Genomic DNA, 22,581 nt, shown 5'->3' on the forward strand with positions numbered 1-22,581 from the left:
GTCTTATCGGCATCACGCAGGACTGTTGAAAGAAATCCCTGCAGCCTTCAAACCTGACTCTGACCCCGGTTTTCTTTACCCTGTGCGCGTTCTGTCGTGAGGCTTGCCGTGGATTCCTTCAACCTGATGCGTGCCTTCCGGCGGATTGTCGAGCGTGCCAGCCTGGCGCGTGCGGCCGAGGACCTTGGCATGTCGGCGGCGGGCTTGAGCAAGCAGCTGCGTGCGCTGGAAGCGCATCTGGGCGTGGTGCTGCTGCAGCGGACCACGCGCCGCATGAGCCTGACCGATACCGGCCAGGCCTATTACCTGGAGTGCTGCCGCCTGCTCGATGAGCTGGATGCGCTGGAACGCGGCATCGCCCAGCAGAGCGGCGAGGTCAGCGGGCGGCTGCGGGTCAATGCACCGCTTTCGTTCGCGTTGAGCACGCTGTCGCCACTGCTGCCACGGTTCCTGGCAGCGCACCCGCAGTTGGCATTGGACCTGGTGATGGAAGACCGGGTGGTGGACGCCGTGGGCGAAGGCTTCGATGTCTCGCTGCGGATACGCGCCGAGTTGCACGACTCCAGCCTGGTCGCACGCCGCCTGGCCTCCTTGCAGCAGGTGCTGTGCGCTGCGCCCGCCTATCTTCAACAGCATCCAGCGCCGACCACCGTGGCGCAGTTGGGTGAGCACGCATTGCTGGCCTACAGCCTGTCTGATTCGCCCGGCAGCTGGCCGCTGCACGGCCCCGATGGGCAGGTGACGGTAACCCAGCCGACCCGCGTCAGCGCCAACAACAGCCTGCTGCTGCGCGAGTTGCTGGTGGCCGGCACCGGCATCGGCGCACTGCCTTCCTTCCTGGCCGCGCCCGCCCTGGCCAGCGGCCAGCTGCAGCAGGTGCTGCCGGATCATCACTACCCGCAGCGCATCGTCTACGCGGTCTACCCGACCCAACGCCACCTGCAGCCCAAGGTGCGCGCCTTCATCGACTTCCTGCACGACGCCCTGCCGCGCTGCGCCGGCCTGGATTGCTGACGTCCAGCGAATACTGAGCTGCCCGGCAGCCGCTGTTTCGCGCTGCGGCAGCTACCTAAGCTGCGTTCTCCCGCTGAGCCGGGCCTGATGTCGGCGCGCTGCCCTTGCCAGCAACGCGACCGACAGCCGACGCATTGCGCGTGGCGGCCCTGCTGCAAAACGGAGACCCGTGCACGCCACCGCGTGCCTGTTGCGACGCCATCGCGTCGTTCCCCGCACAGAGCTTTTCCGATGAACACTCGCTACCTCACCGCTGCACTCGGCCTGCTGCTGGCCGCCACCGCCCTGCCCTCGGCGGCCCACCCGTCGACCACGGCCGTACCACTCCCCTCCGGCCAGCAGGTCGGCGTCAGCCCCTGGGGCCCGAACGACGAGATCGGCCGGCTCAACCTGATCACCGATGCATCACGTGCGGCGATCCTGTCGCGGGTAAGCGGCGGCAAGGTCTACGACCTGGCCACCGATTACTACGTCGGCATGCCGAGCTGGCAGGACGCCGGCGATCCGCATTACCAGTTCTGGATGACCCACACGCCGCAGGGCACGGTGATCGATGACCCGATGGGCGTGGGCGAAACAATGAACATCACCCGCAGCTACACCGGCACCGCATTCTCGATGTACAGCCACACCGGCACGCATATCGACGCGCTCAACCACTTCGGCATCCACGGCAAGATCTGGAACGGCTTCGAGGCCAGCAAGCACCTCGGTGATCGCGGCTGGAAGGTCACCGGCATCGAGAAGTTCCCACCGCTGGTTGCCCGCGGCATCCTGATCGACGTCGCCGGCGCCAAGGGCGTGGACATGCTGCCAGACAGCTACCGCGTCACCCGCCAGGACCTGCAGGATGCACTGCGTCGGCAGAAGGTCAGCCTGCAGCAAGGCGACATCGTGCTGATCCGCACCGGGCGCATGCAGCTGTTCAACCAACCCAAGGCCTATATGGCCAACCCGCCGGGCATGGGCCTGGATGCCGCACGTTTTCTGGTCGAGGATGGCGGCGCGATGATCGTGGGCGCCGACAACCTCAGCTTCGAGACCTTCCCCTCGGAAGTGGCCGATGACTATGTCCCGCTGCACACCTACCTGCTGGCCCAGCAAGGCGCACCGATCATCGAGCTGATCGCGCTGGACGAACTGGCCCGCGACAAGGTCTACGAGTTCGCCTTCATCGGCGGCCCATTGAAGATCCGCGGCGGTGACGCAGCCCCGCTGCGCCCGATAGCGCTGCCAGTCCGATAACGCCCCACCGCATTTGTGGGAGCGGCGTAAGCCGCGAAGCAAAAACACCACCAGCGCAACCCGCTGCCAAACACCCAACACAACCCGCTTCGCGCCTTACACCGCATTCCTACAAATCGACCAACCTGCTGACAACACCCAATCCAAGCGCTAAGTTGCCCTCTGGAACAGGGGGGTCGCATGGGACGCAGAACAAAACAATCTCCTATCGGCGCATTGGCAACCATGCCGTGGCCGATAGGCATCCTCGCAGGGATCATCGGCTTCATCCTGGTGCGCTACGGCATCCAGTGGTTCGTGTCCCTTCAAGGCGGCATGCTCGCGCAAGGCTTTGCCCAACAATCCAGTCCAGTCTTCGCGCCGATGGCATGGGTACTGCTCGCCATCTGCTGGATCGCGGCACTGGTCTCCTACCTCAATGCCCGCAAACGCCGCCGCTTCCTGGACACGCGCACCACGCTCGAAAGCCTGGCAGCCGGCGGCTGGCGCCAGTTCGAGTAACTGGTAGGCGAGGCATTCCGTCGCCCGGGCCATGCAGTGGAAGAGACCGGGCTGGGCGGGCCCGATGGCGGCATCGATCTCATCCTGCGCAAGGACGGGCAGCGCACGCTGGTGCAATGCAAACAGTGGAAGCGCCAACAGGTAGGCGTCAGCGTGGTGCGTGAGATGGCGGGACTTCTTTCCCACCATCAGGCGCAGGCAGTGAAGATCGTCTGCATCGGCAGCTATACCTCGGACGCGGCGGCATTCGCCAGAGGAAAGCCTATTGAACTGATCAGTGGAGAGCAGCTGTTGGAGTTGATCCAGGCCGCACAGCAGACGGATGCGCCACGGCGTCAGCCAGATCAACGTAGCGAACCGACATGGACGCAATCGCCCGCTGATACTTCCCCACAGCGCCAAGCCTGCCCACGCTGTGGAAGTCCGCTCGTACAACGGACCAACAGACGCACCGGCGAGGATTTCCTTGGGTGCAGCCAGTTCCCAAAGTGCAGAGGCAGCAGCTAAGGGCTCCACCTTCCACTGTTGCCACGAAGCCACGAGTGACCATCAACCGATCGGTGGAGCGGTCTGGTCACTGGCCCACAGCCAGAACGTGTCACCCCAATCGCTGTTCTCAATGGATGGGAATATATCGTCCTTCTTGAAGTAACGGCGAGTGCCTTGTGCCGGGGTATACCACCAGCCCGTCTGCGGGCACGACTTCCCCGCTGGAACACGGGTTACCCGCGCCTCAACCTTTTCGCCGGCCGCAATCCAGCGCGCCAGATCGGCCAGGTCCTTTGGATAGAACGGCATATCACGATAACTACTATCGTCGATGCCCAGCACGAAGGTGGTCGCCGCCGCCTCCCAGGACCAGTAGCCGTAGAAGGCAATATCACCTTCACCGTGCTGGTCGATATAGGGCTCGCGCCGGCTGGCGTGATACCACTCGTCCAGGTAGGTGACCATCAACGCAGGGCGATCAGCGGGCACGGCCGCAAACACCTTGAACAGCTTGCGATACGGCAGGTGACGAGTCGCGGTATCCGGAATCGGCCGTCCGGGTGCCCAAGGGGCAACCAGTCGCTCCAACAGCCCGTCATGGATATCAAGCTCGGCGTTGACGTAGTCAAGAAATGCCATCACCCGCGGCATCTGCGCGGCGTTGCCGGTCAGCAACCCAAAGCAGACAAGACGGAGGGCGACGATCCAATACTCCTGATCCACGATAGTGACATGTGGAATTCGGTCTCCTGAAATGTTCTCGGGCGAGTCGTCGTATGCCTTGTCAAAGCGGCCATATTCTTCCGCCCACTTCAGCGCATACGGCCAGATCTCGGCCAGCTGCTCCACAGGCGCTCCGGCGGAGTACTGCATGCTCATCCAATCCAAGGTATCCCAGAGCCGACGGCGAGTGGATGTCATCAACCCGCCCTTGCGCGCCTTGGCGACGTGCTTAGGTAGATCCGTGGTAACCATGGCAAGTCCGCCAAGCTTGTTGCCAAAGCGGCCCGAGTAGACCGGATGGCGCAAATACGGCTCGCGACGTCGCTCAAAGGCAGCCTCGGAAACCTTCCATTTCGTCCAGCATTTCCAATCTGGGTTCTCGATATTAATAATCAGACCTCACTTCAAAAGAATCGAGCTTGGCAACACGAACTCGGTGGCGATCTGATGACTCACCACCGCCTTGGCGCAGCGAGGATTCATTCCTCCAGCCCTACGTTCGTGAAGATTGTGGTTGGCTCCGACGACAGTAATTATGCTTCGATCGTAGGGGCACCTTGCTAACCTCCGATTGATGGCACCATCGTCGCCAAGCTGTGACGACGCCCCGAGCTTGAAGCTATTGCTTTCCCAAATCTCAATTTTTGGCACGAGATCGGTAGAGCTCCCCGGCACCAACTGCGCGCCGGATATGTTCTTTGCTATCCACCGATGACTCATCTGCTTGCCAGCTTGTGTCTCTTTTGAATTCACAGCCCCTCGCGCCCGTGCCTCATCCTCTTCACCGAGATAGGCATCAATGCCGTATTCCAGCGCCTCGAACACCGCCTTTGCGGTCTCCAGCTTATGGAACGGCCCGCCTGTACCCTTGGTATCACTGACGCGATAACCATGCGGTAAGCGTGAGCCATGCCATACATGGTCGATACCCTGATGACCTGGCTGCTGCATCTCAAACAGATTGCCGTTGAAGCTCACTTTGCGACGATTGCGCTGGCGACGCACAAAGTAGTAGTCCGCAATGTGCTCACCCGATACACCCAGGCTCGCACGACTCAATGTTGATCGCTCACTTTGGCGCTTTCTGGCGTTCGCCGTACCCGCAGCAGGCGTTGCGGTGCCAGACGTGCTTGTTCGCACCGAACCAGTTGCCGAAGGTGCTCACTTCCACCCCTCAGCCAATACTCGGTGCCGACTGATCGCTCGCCCACAGCCAGAACGTGTCGCCCCAATCGCTGCTCTCAATGGATGGGAATACATCGTCCTTTTTGAAGTAACGGCGAGTGCCTTGTGCCGGGGTGTACCACCAGCCTGCCTGCGGACATGATTTTCCTGCCGGCACGCGTTCCACGCGGACCTCGACCTGTTCACCGGCTGCTATCCGTCGCGCAAGATCGGCTAGATCCTTCGGATAGAACGGCAGATCGCGATAACTACTGTCGTCAATGCCTAGCACGAAGGTGGTCGCCGCCGCCTCCCAAGACCAGTAACCGTAAAAAGCGATGTCACCTTCACCGTGCTGGTCGATATAGGGCTCGCGCCGGCTGGCGTGATACCACTCGTCCAGGTACGTGGCCATCAGCGCAGGACGCTCGGACGGAGCGGCCGCAAACACCTTGAACAGCTTGCGATACGGCAGATGGCGGGTTGCGGTATCCGGAATCGGCCGCCCGGGTGCCCAAGGGGCAACCAACCGCTCCAACAACCCATCATGGATATCAAGCTCAGCATTGACGTAGTCGAGAAACGCCATCACTCGCGGCATCTTCGAGGCGTTGCCGGTCAAAAGACCGAAGCAGACAAGACGGAGGGCAACTATCCAGTAGCTCTCGGAGACCAGAGGTGCATGCGGAATGCGGTCGCCTGAAGTGTTCTCCGGCGAGTCGTCGTAAGCCTTGTCGAAGCGACCGTACTCTTCTGCCCACTGCAGCGCATACGGCCAGATCTCGGCCAGCTGCTCCACCGGAGCACCTGCTGAGTACTGCATGCTCATCCAGTCCAAGACATCCCACAGACGCTGCTGCGTGGAGATCATCAGCCCCCCCTTGCGCGCCTTTGCTGCGTGCTTTGGGAGATCGGTAGTGACCATGGCTATCCCGCCAAGTTTGCTACCAAAACGACGTGTGTAGACCGAGTGTCGTAAGTAAACCTCACGACGCTGCGCGAAGCCGGGCTCAGAAACCTTCCATTCTGACCAGCGCTTCCAATCCGGGCTCTCAATATTAGTCACCAGCTCTCACTTCAAAAGGATTGAATTTGGCAATACGAATTCTGTTGCAATCTGATGGCATACCGCCGGCTTTGCACAGCGAGGACTTTTTCCTCCAGGCCTGCCCTCATGAAGATTATGATTTGGCCCAACAACAGTGATAATGCTTCGGTCGTACGGACATCTCGCCAGGCTGCGACCAAAAACGCCGTCATCATCAATATCAGTCGACACACCAAGCTTGAACTCGTTCCGCCTCCATATCTCAATCTTAGGAACTAGCTCCGCTGAGCTCGCAGCCAATAACTGAGCACTGGATATCTTCTCCGCAATCCACATATGACTCATCTGTTTTCCGGCTCGCGTTGGCTTTGGATTAACAGCTCCTCGCGCCCGAGCTTCATCCTCTTCACCAAGATAGGCATCGATGCCATATTCCAGCGCTTCGAACACCGCCTTTGCGGTCTCCAGCTTATGGAACGGCCCGCCGGTGCCCTTGGTATCACTGACGCGATAACCATGCGGTAAGCGTGAGCCATGCCATACATGGTCGATGCCCTGATGACCTGGCTGCTGCATCTCGAAGAGATTGCCGTTGAAGCTCACTTTGCGACGATTGCGCTGGCGACGCACAAAGTAGTAATCAGCAATGTGCTCACCCGATACACCCAGGTTCGAACGACTCAATGTTGAGCGCTCACTTTGGCGCTTGCTGGCGGTCGCCGTACCCGCAGCAGGCGTTCCGGTGCCAGAGGTGGTGGTTCGCACTGAGCCCGGTGCCGTACTACCCGGCGTGGGGGTTCGCTGCGCGGTTGTGCTGCGTGGCGTGGTTGCTGTGGTAGTGGGCAATGGGTCGCGCAATGCCCGTTGATGGGCTTGACGCAGCACATCCATGGCACTCTCGATCTGCTTCGATGCTATTTCCTGCAGATCCTTGAGCTGCTTCACCAAACGTTGAACGCCGGCATTTCCTAGCAGAAAGCCTGTGACCCGGGAGTCCAGTACATCGACCATCCCGGCGAGAATCTTGTTGGCCGTTGCCACCATCTCATCGGTGTACTTATTCCAATCAAGTTTCCGGAACCATTGCTCGACGTTGCCGCGAACCGTGCTGGGAATACTGTCCAGCACCCTGCCCATCATCTTGCCATTGCGCATCATGATGAATGCGTTCTTCAATGCATCACCGAAGCCTGGAACAATGGCCACCAGCGACAACGACATCATTATCCAACCCTCAGAACTGGAGGGAGAGCGAACCAGCCCATACAGACTGCGCAGAATGTTGTAGGCATCAATGGCCTGGCCGACAAACGGCAGGCACCCCAGCACCACGCTGACGACCATCTGCGCAACGGATTCGCCACGCCCTTCCACGACTTCCTGCACCCAGGAAATGATCTCAGCCAGCGTGTCATCTTCCGCATTCGCCAGCGCTATGTTGTCACTCATTTCCTGCCCTCGGCATCCGCACCTGTTTCATCCAGTAGAACTTCGGAATGCGTCCCCGGCGTTCCGTCGCCGCATGCGTCTTCTTCGACTTCACCGAAGTACTCGTAGTCGCTGACCAGGTCTTCGTACTGCTGGTCGCCGTTGTAGATAGCAGCCACCTCATCAGGGAAATAGTTGTCATCCATGTACGCTTTCTCGGCTTGCGCGTAGCGCTCCAACGCTTGCTGTGCATCCTCAACCGATGCTGGGACAAAGCCATAGATCGGATTGGGCGGGCGCAGGGCATGGACGAACGCCTCACGTTGGTCATAGCCGAACACCACCTTTCCAGGACCTGGTGGGTTCTGCACGACGGCTTCACCCTTGTCGTCCAGGTGGCCTTCTGCGCGCGTTCCGTTGTCGAACAGAACCGTGTACGGCGCGCCCACCACTGGCTTGAGATCTTTGTAGGTGTACTTCAGCTCAAGCGTCTTGGGACTGAGACCAACTGGCAACGGCATCAGCGACGCGGCGGCCACGCTACCGCCAAGGAACGGATGATCCCCAGCCTTGACCTTGAACTCCCCGGGGCAACTGAAGGTGATGTCGCCACCTTCCAAGGTGATCGCACTGCTACCGGCCTGCAGCACCACCTTGCTCTGCGCGAGCACATCGATGCGGGCATCGGTAGCAGTGATGGTGATTGCCTGATCGGATAGCAGCTCCAACTGCCCGTCGTGCGCCTGCAGGCTTACCGGGCCATTGGCGGCAATCACGCGCACCGGGCCGCTTTGTGCGAACAGCGAAACTTGTCCGCCGGAGACGGTGGCGATGGTTTCGCCACTGCTGGTGTGCAGGTCTTGTTGTACGGCGAGCTGAAGATTCTGGCCTGCGTAGGCGATGGCGCTTGCTGGCGTGGTCCATGCGATGTGATTGGGCGCTTCGGCCAGCAGCATTGGTTTGGCGAGACGCTCAACAGGCTCATCACCGGGGTTGCGCCCATCGCTGGGTTTGAACGGAGATTGCCCGTTGACCTCGCCTGCAAATCTCCCGTCGGCGCGCGGGTCGGCCAGCTCGCGCAGCAGGCCGGTGCTCTGCCATGCCGACAGTCCGGGCACTTGCTGTTGCTGCAACGTCTGCTGCATCTGCTCCAGGCTGCGCTCGGCGCCTTTGAGTTGGGCGACGACTTCGGCGTTGTCCATCACGGTGGACGCGGCGTGCTGTTGGGTGCTGGCTGACAGCAGCAGGCCTTCGCCGGCATGTACGTTGCTCCAGCCCTGCGTTGCCAGTTCGAAGCCTTCGCCGCGCAGTGCGCCGCGTGCTTTGTTCTGGTGCTGGATCAGGTAGCCAAGCTCCAGTCGGCTATCGGCCAGCGAGCTGTGTAGGCGCGTACGCAGCTGGCCGGGCGTGTCATCAATCACCCATTGCTGGGTGCCGCTGCCGTCATGTGCTTCGGTGTGCAGGCCACTGAGAACGCCGGGATGCTGGGCATGCGCATCTATACCGCCGCCGAACGGCGGGTCGACTTCACCGTTGTACAGCTGGCCGGTGATGCGCGGTTGGTCGATATCGCCGTGCAGGAATTCCACCAGCACTTCGCTGCCGATGCGCGGCAGAAATGCAGTGCCCCAGTTTGGCCCGGCCACCCATTCGACAACCGGCACCCAGCTGCCGCTGATCTGGTCGCCGGGCGCGTACCCGGGCTGGCTGCTGCCGGTGTCACTCAGGCGGCCCGGATTTGGCGCACTGCCGCGCTGCCAGTTGAACTGGATGCGCACCTGATGGTCGCGATTGGGGCTGAGCGCGGCATCGGTAATTCCAACCACCCGTGCTGTCTGTGGGCCTTGCAGGCTGGGCTTATCTTGCGGCAGCGCTCGAATTGCAACCGAAGCATCGGTGGCAACGAACTGGTTGCGGTAGCTACCGCGCTCCAGCTCGCTGTGACCCAGCAGCTCGGCAATACCGCTTTCCAGATTGTTGACCGCCGCGTGGTGCACCACCAGCAGCTGGAAAGCCTGCGCCTCATGCTGTGGATGCTGGACAAGCCTGAAGCGACTGCCAGCTGCCAATCGGCGCTCACTGCTGCTACCGCTGTACAGCACCTGCGACACCCGCAACGCATCCAGCCGTGCCTGCGCTTCACTTTGCGCCCAGCTCGATTCGGCGAAACGGCCAGCGCGTGGCTGCACATAGACCTCAAGCGCAGGCAGATCATCGGTTGTGGCAGTGGCCTGCGCTGAGACGGCTTTGATCTGCTCGCTGTGCCAGCTAGCAACCGTGCTGCTGTTGGCCACCAGCTGTTGACGTTCGGAAAATGCGCTGATGCCATCGGCGGATTCGCTTGCGGCAATGCGATGAAAGCGCACCGAACCTATGTCAGGAAGTTCCGCCTGCGGCCCGAACATCACCAGCGTGTGTGCGCCCTCGCCGCCTTGCGTCTGCTCGATGCGCCAAGCCAAGCCTGCCTCGGCAAGCAGGCGTGTAACAAATTCCCAGTCGGTCTCCCGGTACTGCGTAGTGATGGGCCGGCGCGGCAACGCTTCCACATCGAAGCGATACGCGGCTTGCGGGTAATCGGCAAAAATCCGCTCGCAGATCCCGCGAATGTCCACGTCCTGGAAGATCACAGCGTTGCGGCGCAGGCGAAGCAAGGCGGTCCACGGTTCAAGCACCAGCTGGTAACGGGCCAAACCACCATCGCTGCCGAGCTGTGCGACTTCGGAACACAAGCCATGCCATTGCCGCAGCGAGCCGTCAGCTGCCCGCAGTTGCAAAGTCAGCGGCTGCTCGAGCCAAGGATCGATGTCCAGAAAGGCATCGGTGGAGAGGCAGTCGATCCGCAGGCGATGGTCGCCACAGACGCTCTCCTGGCCCTCAAAACGTTCCACTACCAGGCCGTCATGCGGGCCCTGCAGTTGGATCAAACGATTACGGTGCGACAACGACGCCAATGAGGCGAGCAGTGCCGAGTGTCGGATATCCATATCGACTGACTCATAGCTAGGGCGAGATGCACGCGATGCCTCCAGTCACCGCGAGCGCGGACCGATTAAGCCATAGCGCATAGCTGATATAACCATGGCACCGCATTTTTTGAGACATTTCTCGTGAAACCTGTCAGTACCGCTGTCAGCCACTTATCTCGCTCACGGCGGGGCGCCACTGCAGGCATTGGGCACTTACGTCTGCCGCTAATGCGGCAACTGAGCAAGTGTGATTGCCTTGCCGATAACACCGCGCACCCTGCTTTCGACCAAGCGCGCTCGTTGGCGGCTGGCGTGTACAGTGACGAGCTGATCGCAGGTACTCCAACAGAAAAGGTCACGACATGAAGTCACTCCTCTTGCTGCTGCTCTTTTTCTTTGCTGCGGCCGTTTATGACGTCGCCCGTGCTAACGAAGACGCCGCGTGCAGCTGGCCCCTGAACATGCCCTCTGCGAGCCTGCTGCTGGTGGGTGAGGTCCACGGCACCAACGAGGCATCAGCACTGATTGGCGACCTGGCATGCGCCAGCGCAACGTCAGGAAATCCAGTGGTAGTCGCGCTGGAGATTCCAATCGAAGAGCAGGAAAGCCTCGACAACTTCCTGACAAGCAAGGGCTCCGATGCGGATCAGACGGCACTTCTAGCCAGCCAATTCTGGACACGCCAGCCCCAGGACGGGCGATCCAGCGCGGCCATGCTGAAACTGTTGCACCGGCTGCGATCACTGCGTACTGAAGGCGCGAAAATCAGCGTGCTGGCCATCGACGATGGCATGCCGGGATCGAGGGACGCCGGCATGGCCACGCGCATCAGGGCAGCACACAACGCCTTGCCCGCAGTGATTGCGCTGCTGGGGAACGTCCATGCCAGTCGCGAGAAAGGCAGACAGTCGGCACCCGACCATGAGTCAGCCGGATACCTGCTGTCCGACCTGAATCCACACAGCCTCTATGTGCGCGGGCCGGCCGGCACCGCCTGGATCTGTGTGCCGGAATGCGGTATCACCTCGATCCCGGACAATCGGCACGTCGGCAACAAGCGGGGCTACCTGCCGGCAGTTGGAGTGATACCCGGCTATGACGGCCTCTATGCGCCAACGAGTAGCACGGCGTCACCTCCAGCTATCGACTGAAGGCGCCGTATTGGTTCGTGCGCGGTGCATCGTCACAATGTTGCTTGCCTAGCGTCGCAATCTGGCCCCAAACAACCCGACTCTGACCCCGGTTTTAGCTTCGGCTCCAAGCGCTGGATGATCGCTGCCACCACGCCACGGGTGGATTCCCAGTTCATGCCGGTAATGAGCCGGCCATCAACTTCCACATGCGATGTGCCGCGTGCGCCGTAGCTGAACTGGCCTTTGCTTCCGCGCAGGCGTTGCTCGATCGAGAACGGGAAGGTCTTGTAGTACGCAGCGCTCATGTCCTCGTAGGCATCGGGATAGCCGGTGACACGCTTTCCGCTGACCAGCGCGGTGCCGTCGGACAGGGTCAGGTTCACCAGCCCAGCACTGCCGTGGCAGACGGCCGAGACGATGCCGCCCCGCTGCTCATAGATGCGCACCGCCAACCATTGCATGCCGGGATGCTCGGCAACGCCGTACATCGCGGCGCTGCCGCCGATATACATCAGCGCGGCGTAGTCGCTGGCAGTCACCTCGTCGGGCCGGCGCGTATTGGCCAGCGCCCACATCAGGTCGGCGTCATAGATGCTGGCTTTGTGCTCGCGGATGCTGGTGTCGATGTAGGCCAGCGGCACGGCGCCACCTTCGGGGCTGACGAACTGCACGCCGTAGCCGGCCTCACGGAAGCCCGCATAGGCATGGATCAGCTCCGAGAAGCTGTTGCCGGCGCTCAGGCGGGTGCCGGGCATGGTGTCCACGCTCGACACCGCCAGCAGTACCTGGCGGCCATGGGCGGGTGCGGTTTCGCGGGTGGCGGTCTTGCTGATGATCAGCCAGCGCCCTTCCAGCTTCTTCAACAGGAACAGGTCAACGTAGCGCGCCTGGTCCTTGCTGACCAGAATCTCCGCCTTGGCAGTGGCGATGGTGCCTTCCACCTCGATGCCGAGCAGGCGGCCGACACGGCCATTGAACTGCCCCGCGTTCTTGCCGAACCAGCTGCTGTATTCGGCGATGCCCACCTCGCGCATGCCGTCCGTGCCCTGGCTCAGGTATAGCCGTGCATCGGGATGAAAGGCGCGGCTGAGCCGATCGCGCTGGTTGTAGGAACTGCCACGCAGATAGTCCTCGATGACCACCGATATCTCACGCTGGTCCGCGACCGGATCGGCATGCGCAAGCCCGCCGAACCACAGCGCCAAGCTGGCCACGGCGAACCATCGGATGAGGCGTGCTGGCAGCGATAGCACACCGGCAGTGGCCGGCTTGGAACGCGTTACTGACATGAAAAGACTCCGCAGGATGGGTACCCCGAAGTCTGCGAAATTCCTTTATGAATCAAATTACTGAAGCGTGTTTACGGACTCACCAAACACGTTTCAGGAGTCGGCCGCCAAGCGCGACTGAGCCTGCCGCCACGCCGCAGGCGTGGTCCCTTCCACCTTCTTGAAGCTGCTGTAGAAGGTGGAGGTGGACAGGAAGCCGGACGCCTCCGCCACATCGTCCATCGATGCCGACGCCTGCGCGCGCAGCAACTGCTTGGCGGCCTCGATCCTGACCTGCGCCAGGTAGGGCTTGAAGGCGGTCTTGAGGTTGTCGTTGAGCAGCTGCGACAACCGAGCCGAGGGTATGTTGAGCCGCTTGGCCAGCTTGGCCAGGGTCAGGCCCGCGTCCTTGTACAGACCCTCGTCGGCCATCAGCGCGTGCAGGGCACGCAGCGTCGCCTCGGCTTCGCTGGGCGCGATCTTGCGGTCGCGGTAAGGCTCGGCGACTGGAGCAGGCTTACGTCCAGCAAGTGCAACGCTGATGCTCAGGTACAGCACCAGCGAGAAGGACAGCGCGCCGACGATATAAGAGGTCAGCCCCGCGGTGGCATAGGCCAGCCAGATCACCCCCACACCCGCGATCACCGAGACAACATGGCTGCGGCTCAGCGCACCGGGCGCCGCATCGGCCCGACCTTGCTTGCCGCCGCGCAGGAACAGCCCCGCTGCAACCAGCAGGCATACCAGCCAGATCACCTGGATGGACGCCCACACCGGACCAGCCCACAGCCAGACGTTCTCGGTATAGGGCCAGGCGACACCAAAGGCAGTCGCCAGCACCAGCAGGCCCAAGGCGATTGCCGCATCGCTCTTGGTTCGCAGGCCATCGGGATCAAGCCAGGCCCGCACGAAACCGATCAGGCAGACACCGATGAAAAAGCAAGCGGTTAAACCGACCTGCAGAACCAGCTTGGAGATGTCCGGCCAGAAGTAGAACAGCAGGGACTTACCGGTGCGCAGACTCAGCATCAGCACCAAGGCCGCCAACCAACGCTGGGCAGCTCTGACGGGCTTTCGGCACAGCAGGTAGAGCGACAACGCCGCACCGTTGAAGACACCCAGGCCAGCGAAGAAGAACAGCAGGTAGGAGGTCAGCATGGGTTCGTGGGTGCCCGGAAGGAAGCGGATGGGTCTGGTTGGATTGAGCGCGTAAAAGTATGTCCGCTTCTGGCTATGCCGTCATTGGGGATGGCAGGCGTCAAGACCAGCCCGCAAACCCTGAGATTGAGCCCAAAGCCACTGATCAATCGAAGCCCCTCACTGCTGCGATCCAGATGGAAGCGGAGTTACAGGTCCTGCGATTGTTTTGAGCACTCCGCTTCGATTCGCGTGAAACGCCAAGCGACCGCCTCGTCAGAAAAGTAGCTACGGACCTTTGAATGGCTTGGCTCCGCCGATTCTGCAATCTCCGCCCCCATACCTGCCATCGATTTACCAGCAACGCCTGATCTAAAAATGCGGAGCCAGCGCCAATAAACGTCGTCTGCTCGGACGCAGACGGCACGCAGAACGCGGCGAGCACTACAAGCACGGTGTCGAACGATCTCCATGAATTCGCGCGGACGAGTAAGAACTGCGGATCAATCACAGGAAAGATAACCCAGCAAATTAGTGTGGGAATCACCCACCGCCGTGACGAGAACCACTTGAAATGCAAGAGTTACACGCCCCAACAGCACGAATCCACCGTATACAGAATCGGCTTCACCTACTTTGCGAAATCCTCGCCACGCATATAAAACAAGTACGTCGCAGTGACCGCCTCCTGCTGGCCTCATGCTCGCGACGCTCAGGAAAGCCCCTTTCGAAAGGAGGATCCAATGCAGCACGCAATAACCTTGCCCATACCGAGCCTGCCGGTCGACGTGGGTATCAATGGCAGCCCGTTACTCGAGTCGACCCTCGAGCCAGTCACCGTTGTCGTCATGGTAATCGTAGCCGTCCTTTAGCCAATAAACGGAGCTAGCAATGCTAAATACATATACCCTTCCAGCACTCGCACAAGACGTCGCGATTCACGGCAATACTGGGTTTGATGACTCGGTTGGTCCAGCGTGTTTTGCACTCGGAGTCGTGGCTGGTGTCTTCATCAATCAACAGATCCGCTAGACAACCGCCGGCGCAGGCTCACACCTGCGTCGGCTCGGAGAAGCGAATAGTACGATGAAGAATCCAGAAAAAGTTCTAGCCATATGCAGCAACCTCAGCAACCAAAGGACTTTCTTCAGACTCTCAAGCCAGGCGCTTGGTTTGGAGGGAAGATTGAACTCATTCGGTGTACTCGACGCGATGAGATCAATCGCTGAATCATTGACTGGCGAACAGAGCACAGATGCGGTGCAAGCCAAACTATTCGAAGCGGCATCTCTAGTTTCCAAGGAACGAATCGAGGCACTGATTTCGGAGGAACTACTCCGATTCGCAAGCACGCCACTCTACGCCACTACAGCGAGAACAATCGACAGCGAAGCACTCACCGGAATTGTGCTATTTGACAGCGACCAGCTGCGCGTCTCATTGGTTTCGATTGGACCAACCGCACACCGGATCAAGAAGGCACAAAAGAACAAGACCAGAGTGTCCGGCATAACCATGCAAGGTACGGACTCATCCATCAGGTTTATAAAAGGAGGGAATGCCACACTCAATCTTTGGCAAGCAGAACCTTTTAATCGCAAAGACCCTCTTTCCTTTCGCGAGATGCATCAGCTGCCAGATAAAAAGATCACCGACGGCGACACGCTTTTCCTTGAGGGCGGATGTACGGGAATGTCCATCGCAAGCTGCGAGTCTCCCGTCGTATTCGCCATTGCAACTCGCAACACCCCGAGGACAGCGGTCAATGTTCACTACGATATGGAAGGAAAACTTCATTCCTTTACTGCAGCGGACATGAAATCCTCCCGCGCACAGCTTCTCGCAACTCTCGTTCGAGAACTGGACTGGCGCATGGGTGTGGACCACCTGATCGCTATAGCAACTGAGCACCCAGATCATTTCGTTCGATGGCATGCGATGCGGGAAGCCCTTGTCATGGCCCCCTCCTCAGCAACCCCTTTTGTTAGCCACTTGGCGGATCACGACCCGCACCCGCAAGTCCGTGAAGCGGCCCTCCAAACCGTCGCATTGATCAAGGCGAACAATAATGCCGATAGCAATTGATTCCGACGACAGCACTTCAATCGAGCTCGGGGATCTAGTCGAATTCCTGTTTGAAAACAAAATTCAACCTATGGACCAAGATTCATTAGCTTCCGCGTCAACAGCTCTGAAACAGCTATCCAACAACAGAGAATTCCTTGCAGAAATGGTTTGTTCTGAACTGAGGGATTATCGCAACCTCCAGACGTCAAATAGCTATTCTGCACAGGTTTTCATGATTTATCCTCCACAACGAAGGGGGCAGCCGTTCTTCTTGCGAGCCTGCCTGTGGCCTGCCATCGCCGATCAAATGGTAAAGACCAGCGGCACCGATCCATTTTTCTACAACAAACCGCACGATCACAATTTCAACTTCCTGACCGTTGGCTACCACGGCCCAGGCTATAGCAGCGATTACTACGAGTACGACTACAATGAATGCGACGGCATTAAGGGTGAAAAAGTCAACCTTCGGTATATTGAAAGAAGCAACCTCTCCAGAGGCAAGATCCTCCTCTATCGCGCCTTCACCGATATCCACAACCAATTGCCACCCGCCTCGTTCTCAGTTTCTCTAAACATTATGGAGAACTCCATAAGAGCTTCCATGATGGATCAATATGCATTTGACTTGAACAGTGGAAAAATCGCGGCACTCATCAACCGCACATCGGCAGGCTCTATATTCGGCGCAGCAGCGGCCCTGGGAAGCGACGAGCACAAAGAAATCCTCAGACATATAGCCACGAGGCACGAGATTGAGCGCATTCGCCTCGCCGCATTTGATGCACTAGCCAATACTGCTTCGGGAAGAGAAGAAGCTCTACAGATATGGTCGTTGGTGCGCAAAAGTGACTCCGCGTTTCTCCGCGGCTGGCGCCAGGTTCGAACGGTGGAAATCGAAGCTCTCAATTGAATCGCGAACAGGGGTGCTGAATTGCTACAGATTGAGTCAGTAAGGAAGAGCTTTGGCAATACTGCGGCTATTGCTGACGCATCGCTTGTCGTTGAGCAGGGCAGCATAGTAGCGCTCATCGGGCCAAACGGCGCTGGAAAATCGACGACATTTCGTATCGTAGCCGGCCTTACTCGGCCGGATGCCGGGCGGGTTCGATGGCGTGGTCAAATCATCCACAACGCACTTCCGAAAGAGCAGCTTGGGTTCTTACCCGAAGAACGCGGCCTATACCAAGACGTCAACGTGGCCGAGCTATTGAAGTACTGGGCGCGCTTACGTGCGATTGCAACCTCGAAAATTCCCGAGTTGCTGGAATATTGGCTCCACCGCCTCGACTTACATCCTAAAAGAAATGAGAAGGTAAGGTCCTTGTCCAAAGGAAATCAGCAAAAGCTCCAACTTGCTGCATGCCTGATGCACTCCCCATGCCTTCTCGTACTTGATGAACCGTTTTCCGGCCTGGATCCTATAAATCAGGACTTCGTCTCTGACATACTGATTGAGCACGCAGGAGCCGGTACCGCGATTCTAATTTCCGCTCACCAGCTCGCACTTGTTGAACGAATTGCCTCGAGCGTGGCACTCATTCAGAGCGGACGTACCTCAATGATGAGTGGCTTTGGAAAGCCCCGCACTGAGAATCGAGAACTCTCACAACGATCCATCACTGTGCTAATCAAGCAAGGCCCCGCTCCAGACTTCAGCAATCTCCCTCCCCATAGGCTGACGGCGCAAGGAGATAATCGATTAACAATCGATTTCCAAACCATAAGCCTCAAATCTTTTACTGCGGCGCTCGCAGAAATAGGCCGCCACGACACGATTTTGGACGTCGAATTCACGCGGCCCGACCTCCACCAGGCTTACATATCCGCCATAACATCCAACCGATCCGGAGTCCAGAATGGACCGTAGAGTCTTTGATGTGGCGCGCTTCGAATTTATGAAGTTCTTTGATATGAAGGGAGAGATCATCAGCCTGTCTATCCTCGTATTGATAGCGATTATTCGTTTTGGCGGCGACGCATTGATGCTGCTATCGACACCCACTGGCATCAATATTGGAATTGAGACCTCGGGCAATCACCTGCTTACACACTCCTCGTCCAAGCGATTCAATTTCATCCCAGTCGCCCCCGGGGCTCTAGAAGAATCCTTCAGAAAAGTTGATAACGGCGAGCTGGATGGCCTGCTGACGGAGCAAGAACCATCAGTGTATCGACTCTACACAAACAACGCCGTGCACTGGCAGGATGCACTTAAGGAGAGCTTTACACCAATCCATGTAAAGATCAGCTCGCAACGCGAAGGGATATCAGAGGAACAATTCAACAAGATCGCCCGCCCTCCTCAACTGATACAGTACACCATAAAAGGTACCGAGGAAGCCGCCGACTCCAGGAGTTACGCGATCTCCATCTGCACAATGATATTGACGGTCATGGGAGTCATCTCTGCCCTCGCCATAATAATGCAAGGAATAGCAGGCGAGAAGTTTGGAAGAATCAGCGAAATTATTTTGGCGGCCATTACGCCAGCGGTCTGGATAGACGGAAAGATAATCGCGGCCGGCCTGCACGGACTCAAGACAATGGCCTGTTACGCCACATATGGAACCATTGCAGCGACCATGCTGGGAATCGTAAATATGTCCCATATCCAAGCAGTGGCGAGAGACTGGCCTCAGCTATTGATGGCGCTAGCAAGCGGAGCACTTGGCCTGCTGCTCTGGAGCCTTGTCTTTTCCGTTGTCTCAGCACTACTTCCAAGCCCCACCTCTCCAATAAGAAATACGTTGATTCTATTGCCAATGAGCTGCCTTCTTCTTTGCCTCGGCGGCGCGAAGGAACCTGACAACGGCTTTATCGTTGCCCTTTCCTTCTTCCCGCCAACAATGCCTTTCGCAATGCCGCTTCGCGTCATTTCGGACACAGCATCCAATTGGGAAGTCGCGCTTTCAGTAATCCTGGTTATTACCTCATCCATCGGCCTTCGTCACATTACAATTAAATTCTTCTCCGAAGCCGTATTGCGGGGAGAGGGAAGCGAGGTAGCCCAGAGAAAAAGATGCGGAAGCACCCACTCATCAGGATGGCGCAAAGTACTACTCGCTATTGGTGGTGCAGCTCGAAAGTAAGTCGACAAGCGGACTCCTTTCATCTGACAGCCGGAATCTGAAACAAATAGCGCCCCGCCGTGATTTTCCGAGATAATTGCGCAGCATTTATCAACAGCCAACTCTGGAGCGTACAAACAGCGGAATCAGTAGACTTACGCCGCCCCCACTCTCCTGGCACGGACGGATTTTTGCAATACTCAACTCTTCCGCTTCGCCCTTGGATGCGCCGCATCATAAACCTTGGCCAGATGCTGGAAATCCAGGTGCGTATAGATCTGCGTGGTCGCAATATCCGCATGCCCCAGCAGCTCCTGCACGCCCCGCAGGTCGCCTGAGGATTCCAGGATATGGCTGGCGAAACTATGCCGCAGCATATGTGGGTGCACGTTCTTGAACAGGCCCTGGCGTTGCGCCAGTTGCTTGATGCGGATCTGCACGGCGCGCTGACTTATCGGGCCGCCGCTGCGGCCCGGGAATACCGGTTTCTCGCCGGTGCCGCCGCTTTCCTTGCGCCATTCCTGCAATGCGTTCATTGCATGCGAGCCGACTGGCACGGTGCGTTCGCGGTTGCCTTTGCCGTGCACCAGCACGATGCCGCTTGCGGTATCGAGGTCGCGCCAGCGCATGGCGCAGAGTTCGCTCAAGCGCAGGCCCGAGGAATAGAACAGTTCGAGCAGCGCGCGGTCGCGCAGGCCCAGCGGTGCGTCGGTAGGTAGTTCGACCAATTGCACGGCTTCGTCGGCGTCCAGCACCTGCGGCAGTTTGCGCGGTGCCTTGGGCGCACGCAGGCCGGCGGCGGGGCTGTTGTCGATGACGTTGTTCTTCAGCAGCCAGGCGTAGAAGCTGCGGCAGGCCGACAAGCGGCGCTGCAGGCTTTTGGCCGACAGGCCGCGGCGGTGCTCACTGGCGACGAACTCGCGCAGCTGATCGCCTTGCAGGGTTTGCGGGTCGGATACTTCATGCGCTTCGCACCATTGCGTGAGCGCGGCGAGGTCACGCTGGTAGGCGTCCAGCGTGTGCGCCGACATGCGGCGCTCGACCTGCAGATAGGACAGGAATGCCTGGACGGCGCTCATCGCCGCGTCACTCCACTCAAGCGCTGCGGAAACGCTGCAGGCCCGTCACCAGCGATTCGCCCATCATGCGCAGGAACAGCGTGCCCATGCCGGGATAGAAGCGGTTGGGGTCGTAGCTGCCTACCGCGATCAGGCCAACGCCCGGCAGCGGCAACAGTGCGGTGGACGACACTTCGTTGACCCGCTCGCCGTACAGCACGTCGTTCTTTTCCTGCTGCAGGCGGCCGCAGATGGGCTCGCCGTCCTGCAGGCAGTCGTGGAACGGCGCCAGCTTGGCGTCGTCCTTGGCGATGACCTGCAGCCACGGTGCTTCGGCCAGTTCCGGCACGTCGTCGAAGGAGACGATGCGCACCAGGTCGCCGGCGAAATCTTCTTCCAGCGAGGCGGCCATCGCACGCAGGGTGTCGGCGGCGCTGGTCTGGCGCATCAGCGCCAGCGTCAGCTGGTGGGTACGCACGGCCAGGCGCTCGTTGATCTGTGCGTTGGCGCCGAGGTCGGCCAAGCGCCGCGACAGTTCACGGTTCTTGTCGCGCAGTACTTCCAACTGGTAGCTGGCGAGCGAGGCGGTCGGGCCGTCGTCGCGCGGCACCACCATGGTCAGTGCCAGATCGGGAAACTGCTTGAGGAAGGTCGGATGACGCCGCAGCCAGGCTGCAACTTCATGGGCACCGATTTTCTCGACTGTGTCGTTCATCCCATCCACTCTCCGTCGAATACGAATGCTGCCGGGCCGGACATCACGATCTCGGCATCGTCTGCCGGCCATTGGATACGCAGGTCGCCACCGGGCAAGGAGATCAGTGCATCACGCTGCAGGCGGCCGCGCTGCATCAGCACTACCGCCGCTGCGCAGGCACCGCTGCCGCAGGCCAGGGTCTCGCCAACGCCGCGCTCGTAGACGCGCAGACGGGCGTGACCGGCATCCATCACCTGGGCGAAGCCGACGTTCACCGATTCCGGGAACGAGGGGTTCTGCTGCAGCAAGGGCCCTACGCGCTCGACCGGTGCGGCGTCGACCGAACCGACTTCCAGCACAGCGTGCGGGTTGCCCATCGATACGGCGCCAAAGCGCACGTTCTCGCCCTGCAGCGAAGTCATGTATTCCTCGCGCGCACGCGGGAAGCCCAGCAGCGGAATCTGTTCCGGCTCGAACTCGGGCTTGCCCATGGCCACGGCGTACTCGCCATTGGCCAGGCGCTGCACGGCGTGGGTACGGGTCGGGCTGTCGATGATGAAGTCGTCGCCCTGCGCGGCGCCGTCGCGTACCAGCCAGGCGGCCACACAGCGCGCGCCGTTGCCGCATTGCTGCGAGGTGGAGCCGTCTGAGTTCCAGATGCGGTAGGACGCCACCGCGCCTTCGCTGCGCGGGGCTTCGATGGTCAGGATCTGGTCGCAGCCCACGCCGCGGTGGCGGTCGGCCAGCAGCGCTGCCTGCTCGGCATTCGGCGGCGCGCTGCCGTCACGCAGGTCCAACACCACGAAATCATTGCCGGCGCCATGCATCTTGCTGAAGCGCATGCGCCCTGTTGCCGACTTACCCATTTACGCCAGCACCACCGGTTCCGTCTTCAATGGCTTCGTCGGCCTTCTTGTCGGCGGCCGGGTCGGTCTTTTCCGTGGCGGGCTGGTCGGCCGGGGTGACTTCCTGTTCCTCGATCGGTACCGGCTTCTGCGGCATCACCAAGGGGCCCTTGTTGCCACAGGCACTGAGACCCAGCAGCAGGAAGGCCGCCGGGATGAGAATCAGGAAACGGGACGTCTTGTTCATCCCCGGAGTATAGCCACTGGACCGCGAAGTCCGAACCGCGGCCGCGCGCCGTTCAGCGTTCGCCGGGGGGCAAGGGGCGCAGCCACAGCCACAGGCAGACACAGGCCATGATGCTGATCGAGGTCCATTTCACCCAGGCCAGCGGCACGCACCACAGGGTGATCAGGGCACAGGCCAGCATGGTCAGGCTGGCCATCCACTTGCCCTTGCGGCTGACCGCGCCGTGCGCCTGCCAGTCGCGGATGGCACGACCGAAGCGGGGGTGGTCCAGCAGCCAGCGGTGCAGCCGCTCGGAGCCATGCGAGGCCGCCCAGGCCGAAATCAGCACGAAGACGGTGGTGGGCAGCCCCGGCACGAAGATGCCGACGATGCCCACGCCCAGGCTGACATAAGCCAGCAGCCACCACGCCCAGCGCAGGCGCGGTGGGCGCGTGCGTGGATCGTGAGGATCACGCGGCGGCGGCATATCAGGCATCGCTA

19 protein-coding genes and 2 pseudogenes are annotated in these 22,581 nt (G+C 59.9%); 9 read left to right on the forward strand and 12 right to left on the reverse strand.

The window, feature by feature from the left end:
- Nucleotides 1–108 precede the first annotated feature (108 nt).
- The 4 genes and pseudogenes from AC1VWL_RS06345 to AC1VWL_RS06360 all read left to right on the forward strand — a co-directional run.
- Nucleotides 109–1,014, forward strand: a complete 906-nt coding sequence (locus AC1VWL_RS06345; RefSeq protein WP_303747513.1) for a LysR family transcriptional regulator — start codon at nucleotides 109–111, stop codon at nucleotides 1,012–1,014.
- Nucleotides 1,015–1,245: 231 nt separating this feature from the next.
- Nucleotides 1,246–2,259, forward strand: coding sequence for a cyclase family protein (locus tag AC1VWL_RS06350; RefSeq protein WP_482986135.1), 1,014 nt, complete (start codon nucleotides 1,246–1,248; stop codon nucleotides 2,257–2,259).
- Between the two features lie 180 nt (nucleotides 2,260–2,439).
- Nucleotides 2,440–3,088 (forward strand): annotated as a pseudogene (locus tag AC1VWL_RS06355) (restriction endonuclease); the annotation flags it as partial.
- Between the two features lie 74 nt (nucleotides 3,089–3,162).
- A pseudogene (locus AC1VWL_RS06360) lies at nucleotides 3,163–3,267 on the forward strand (topoisomerase DNA-binding C4 zinc finger domain-containing protein); the annotation flags it as partial.
- Between the two features lie 42 nt (nucleotides 3,268–3,309).
- Here AC1VWL_RS06360 and AC1VWL_RS06365 read toward each other — a convergent pair.
- The 5 genes from AC1VWL_RS06365 to AC1VWL_RS06385 all read right to left on the reverse strand — a co-directional run bounded on the left by AC1VWL_RS06365 (nucleotide 3,310) and on the right by AC1VWL_RS06385 (nucleotide 10,596).
- Nucleotides 3,310–4,224, reverse strand: coding sequence for a PoNe immunity protein domain-containing protein (locus AC1VWL_RS06365; RefSeq protein WP_482986136.1), 915 nt, complete (start codon nucleotides 4,222–4,224; stop codon nucleotides 3,310–3,312).
- A 147-nt stretch (nucleotides 4,225–4,371) separates the two neighbouring features.
- Nucleotides 4,372–4,977, reverse strand: coding sequence for a hypothetical protein (locus tag AC1VWL_RS06370; RefSeq protein ID WP_482986137.1), 606 nt, complete (start codon nucleotides 4,975–4,977; stop codon nucleotides 4,372–4,374).
- 169 nt (nucleotides 4,978–5,146) lie between these two features.
- Complete coding sequence (locus tag AC1VWL_RS06375; protein WP_482986138.1) at nucleotides 5,147–6,202, reverse strand: PoNe immunity protein domain-containing protein; 1,056 nt, start codon at nucleotides 6,200–6,202, stop codon at nucleotides 5,147–5,149.
- A 6-nt stretch (nucleotides 6,203–6,208) separates the two neighbouring features.
- A complete protein-coding gene (locus tag AC1VWL_RS06380; protein ID WP_482986139.1) occupies nucleotides 6,209–7,633 on the reverse strand; it encodes a hypothetical protein in 1,425 nt (474 codons plus the stop codon).
- Nucleotides 7,630–10,596, reverse strand: a complete 2,967-nt coding sequence (locus tag AC1VWL_RS06385) for a type VI secretion system Vgr family protein (RefSeq protein ID WP_482986140.1) — start codon at nucleotides 10,594–10,596, stop codon at nucleotides 7,630–7,632. Before AC1VWL_RS06385 ends, AC1VWL_RS06380 begins: the two co-directional genes overlap by 4 nt.
- A gap of 344 nt (nucleotides 10,597–10,940) precedes the next feature.
- Between AC1VWL_RS06385 and AC1VWL_RS06390 the strand changes: the two genes are divergently transcribed.
- Nucleotides 10,941–11,729, forward strand: a complete 789-nt coding sequence (locus AC1VWL_RS06390) for a hypothetical protein (protein ID WP_482986141.1) — start codon at nucleotides 10,941–10,943, stop codon at nucleotides 11,727–11,729.
- Between the two features lie 32 nt (nucleotides 11,730–11,761).
- Here AC1VWL_RS06390 and AC1VWL_RS06395 read toward each other — a convergent pair whose 3' ends face one another.
- Both AC1VWL_RS06395 and AC1VWL_RS06400 read right to left on the reverse strand, forming a co-directional pair.
- A complete protein-coding gene (locus tag AC1VWL_RS06395; protein WP_482986142.1) occupies nucleotides 11,762–13,000 on the reverse strand; it encodes a nuclear transport factor 2 family protein in 1,239 nt (412 codons plus the stop codon).
- A gap of 93 nt (nucleotides 13,001–13,093) precedes the next feature.
- On the reverse strand, nucleotides 13,094–14,137 hold the full coding sequence (locus AC1VWL_RS06400) for a helix-turn-helix domain-containing protein (RefSeq protein WP_482986143.1): 1,044 nt from the start codon (nucleotides 14,135–14,137) through the stop codon (nucleotides 13,094–13,096).
- Nucleotides 14,138–15,202: 1,065 nt separating this feature from the next.
- Between AC1VWL_RS06400 and AC1VWL_RS06405 the strand changes: the two genes are divergently transcribed.
- From AC1VWL_RS06405 to AC1VWL_RS06420, 4 genes are read left to right on the forward strand one after another with little or no spacing between them, the layout of a single operon-like run.
- Nucleotides 15,203–16,201: a hypothetical protein gene (locus tag AC1VWL_RS06405; protein WP_482986144.1), complete on the forward strand. Its 999-nt coding sequence runs from the start codon at nucleotides 15,203–15,205 to the stop codon at nucleotides 16,199–16,201.
- Nucleotides 16,185–17,096 carry a transposase gene (locus tag AC1VWL_RS06410; RefSeq protein WP_482986145.1) on the forward strand — a complete coding sequence of 304 codons (912 nt, stop codon included), beginning with the start codon at nucleotides 16,185–16,187 and terminating at the stop codon, nucleotides 17,094–17,096. Before AC1VWL_RS06405 ends, AC1VWL_RS06410 begins: the two co-directional genes overlap by 17 nt.
- Nucleotides 17,097–17,117: 21 nt before the next feature.
- The gene (locus tag AC1VWL_RS06415; protein WP_482986146.1) at nucleotides 17,118–18,053 is read left to right on the forward strand and encodes an ABC transporter ATP-binding protein; all 936 of its coding nucleotides are present in this window, start codon (nucleotides 17,118–17,120) and stop codon (nucleotides 18,051–18,053) included.
- On the forward strand, nucleotides 18,043–19,275 hold the full coding sequence (locus AC1VWL_RS06420; RefSeq protein ID WP_482986147.1) for an ABC transporter permease: 1,233 nt from the start codon (nucleotides 18,043–18,045) through the stop codon (nucleotides 19,273–19,275). The genes AC1VWL_RS06415 and AC1VWL_RS06420 overlap by 11 nt, the downstream gene beginning before the upstream one ends.
- A gap of 179 nt (nucleotides 19,276–19,454) precedes the next feature.
- On the opposite strand, the gene xerC is transcribed toward AC1VWL_RS06420, so the two are convergent.
- The 5 genes from xerC to AC1VWL_RS06445 are packed head-to-tail and all read right to left on the reverse strand — an operon-like array spanning nucleotide 19,455 to nucleotide 22,576.
- Nucleotides 19,455–20,333 carry a tyrosine recombinase XerC gene (xerC, locus tag AC1VWL_RS06425; RefSeq protein ID WP_482986148.1) on the reverse strand — a complete coding sequence of 293 codons (879 nt, stop codon included), beginning with the start codon at nucleotides 20,331–20,333 and terminating at the stop codon, nucleotides 19,455–19,457.
- Between the two features lie 16 nt (nucleotides 20,334–20,349).
- Nucleotides 20,350–21,027, reverse strand: coding sequence for a DUF484 family protein (locus tag AC1VWL_RS06430; RefSeq protein WP_282269553.1), 678 nt, complete (start codon nucleotides 21,025–21,027; stop codon nucleotides 20,350–20,352).
- Nucleotides 21,024–21,875, reverse strand: coding sequence for a diaminopimelate epimerase (dapF, locus tag AC1VWL_RS06435; RefSeq protein WP_482986149.1), 852 nt, complete (start codon nucleotides 21,873–21,875; stop codon nucleotides 21,024–21,026). Before dapF ends, AC1VWL_RS06430 begins: the two co-directional genes overlap by 4 nt.
- A complete protein-coding gene (gene lptM, locus AC1VWL_RS06440; protein WP_296247691.1) occupies nucleotides 21,868–22,101 on the reverse strand; it encodes an LPS translocon maturation chaperone LptM in 234 nt (77 codons plus the stop codon). The genes dapF and lptM overlap by 8 nt, the downstream gene beginning before the upstream one ends.
- A 52-nt stretch (nucleotides 22,102–22,153) precedes the next feature.
- Nucleotides 22,154–22,576, reverse strand: coding sequence for a YbaN family protein (locus tag AC1VWL_RS06445; protein ID WP_482986150.1), 423 nt, complete (start codon nucleotides 22,574–22,576; stop codon nucleotides 22,154–22,156).
- Between the last annotated feature and the right edge of the window lie 5 nt (nucleotides 22,577–22,581).

This window comes from Stenotrophomonas sp. STEN063 (assembly GCF_056854515.1).

Excerpts from the sequence above, each read along its gene's own strand:
- AC1VWL_RS06350 (WP_482986135.1), top strand. The coding sequence starts at position 1,246 with ATGAACACTCGCTACCTCACCGCTGCACTCGGCCTGCTGCTGGCCGCC.
- AC1VWL_RS06430 (WP_282269553.1), bottom strand. The coding sequence starts at position 21,027 with ATGAACGACACAGTCGAGAAAATCGGTGCCCATGAAGTTGCAGCCTGG.
- AC1VWL_RS06410 (WP_482986145.1), top strand. The coding sequence starts at position 16,185 with ATGCCGATAGCAATTGATTCCGACGACAGCACTTCAATCGAGCTCGGG.
- lptM (WP_296247691.1), bottom strand. The coding sequence starts at position 22,101 with ATGAACAAGACGTCCCGTTTCCTGATTCTCATCCCGGCGGCCTTCCTG.
- AC1VWL_RS06380 (WP_482986139.1), bottom strand. The coding sequence starts at position 7,633 with ATGAGTGACAACATAGCGCTGGCGAATGCGGAAGATGACACGCTGGCT.
- AC1VWL_RS06445 (WP_482986150.1), bottom strand. The coding sequence starts at position 22,576 with ATGCCTGATATGCCGCCGCCGCGTGATCCTCACGATCCACGCACGCGC.
- AC1VWL_RS06365 (WP_482986136.1), bottom strand. The coding sequence starts at position 4,224 with ATGGTTACCACGGATCTACCTAAGCACGTCGCCAAGGCGCGCAAGGGC.
- AC1VWL_RS06395 (WP_482986142.1), bottom strand. The coding sequence starts at position 13,000 with ATGTCAGTAACGCGTTCCAAGCCGGCCACTGCCGGTGTGCTATCGCTG.
- AC1VWL_RS06400 (WP_482986143.1), bottom strand. The coding sequence starts at position 14,137 with ATGCTGACCTCCTACCTGCTGTTCTTCTTCGCTGGCCTGGGTGTCTTC.
- AC1VWL_RS06420 (WP_482986147.1), top strand. The coding sequence starts at position 18,043 with ATGGACCGTAGAGTCTTTGATGTGGCGCGCTTCGAATTTATGAAGTTC.
- AC1VWL_RS06385 (WP_482986140.1), bottom strand. The coding sequence starts at position 10,596 with ATGGATATCCGACACTCGGCACTGCTCGCCTCATTGGCGTCGTTGTCG.
- AC1VWL_RS06405 (WP_482986144.1), top strand. The coding sequence starts at position 15,203 with ATGAAGAATCCAGAAAAAGTTCTAGCCATATGCAGCAACCTCAGCAAC.
- AC1VWL_RS06390 (WP_482986141.1), top strand. The coding sequence starts at position 10,941 with ATGAAGTCACTCCTCTTGCTGCTGCTCTTTTTCTTTGCTGCGGCCGTT.
- dapF (WP_482986149.1), bottom strand. The coding sequence starts at position 21,875 with ATGGGTAAGTCGGCAACAGGGCGCATGCGCTTCAGCAAGATGCATGGC.
- xerC (WP_482986148.1), bottom strand. The coding sequence starts at position 20,333 with ATGAGCGCCGTCCAGGCATTCCTGTCCTATCTGCAGGTCGAGCGCCGC.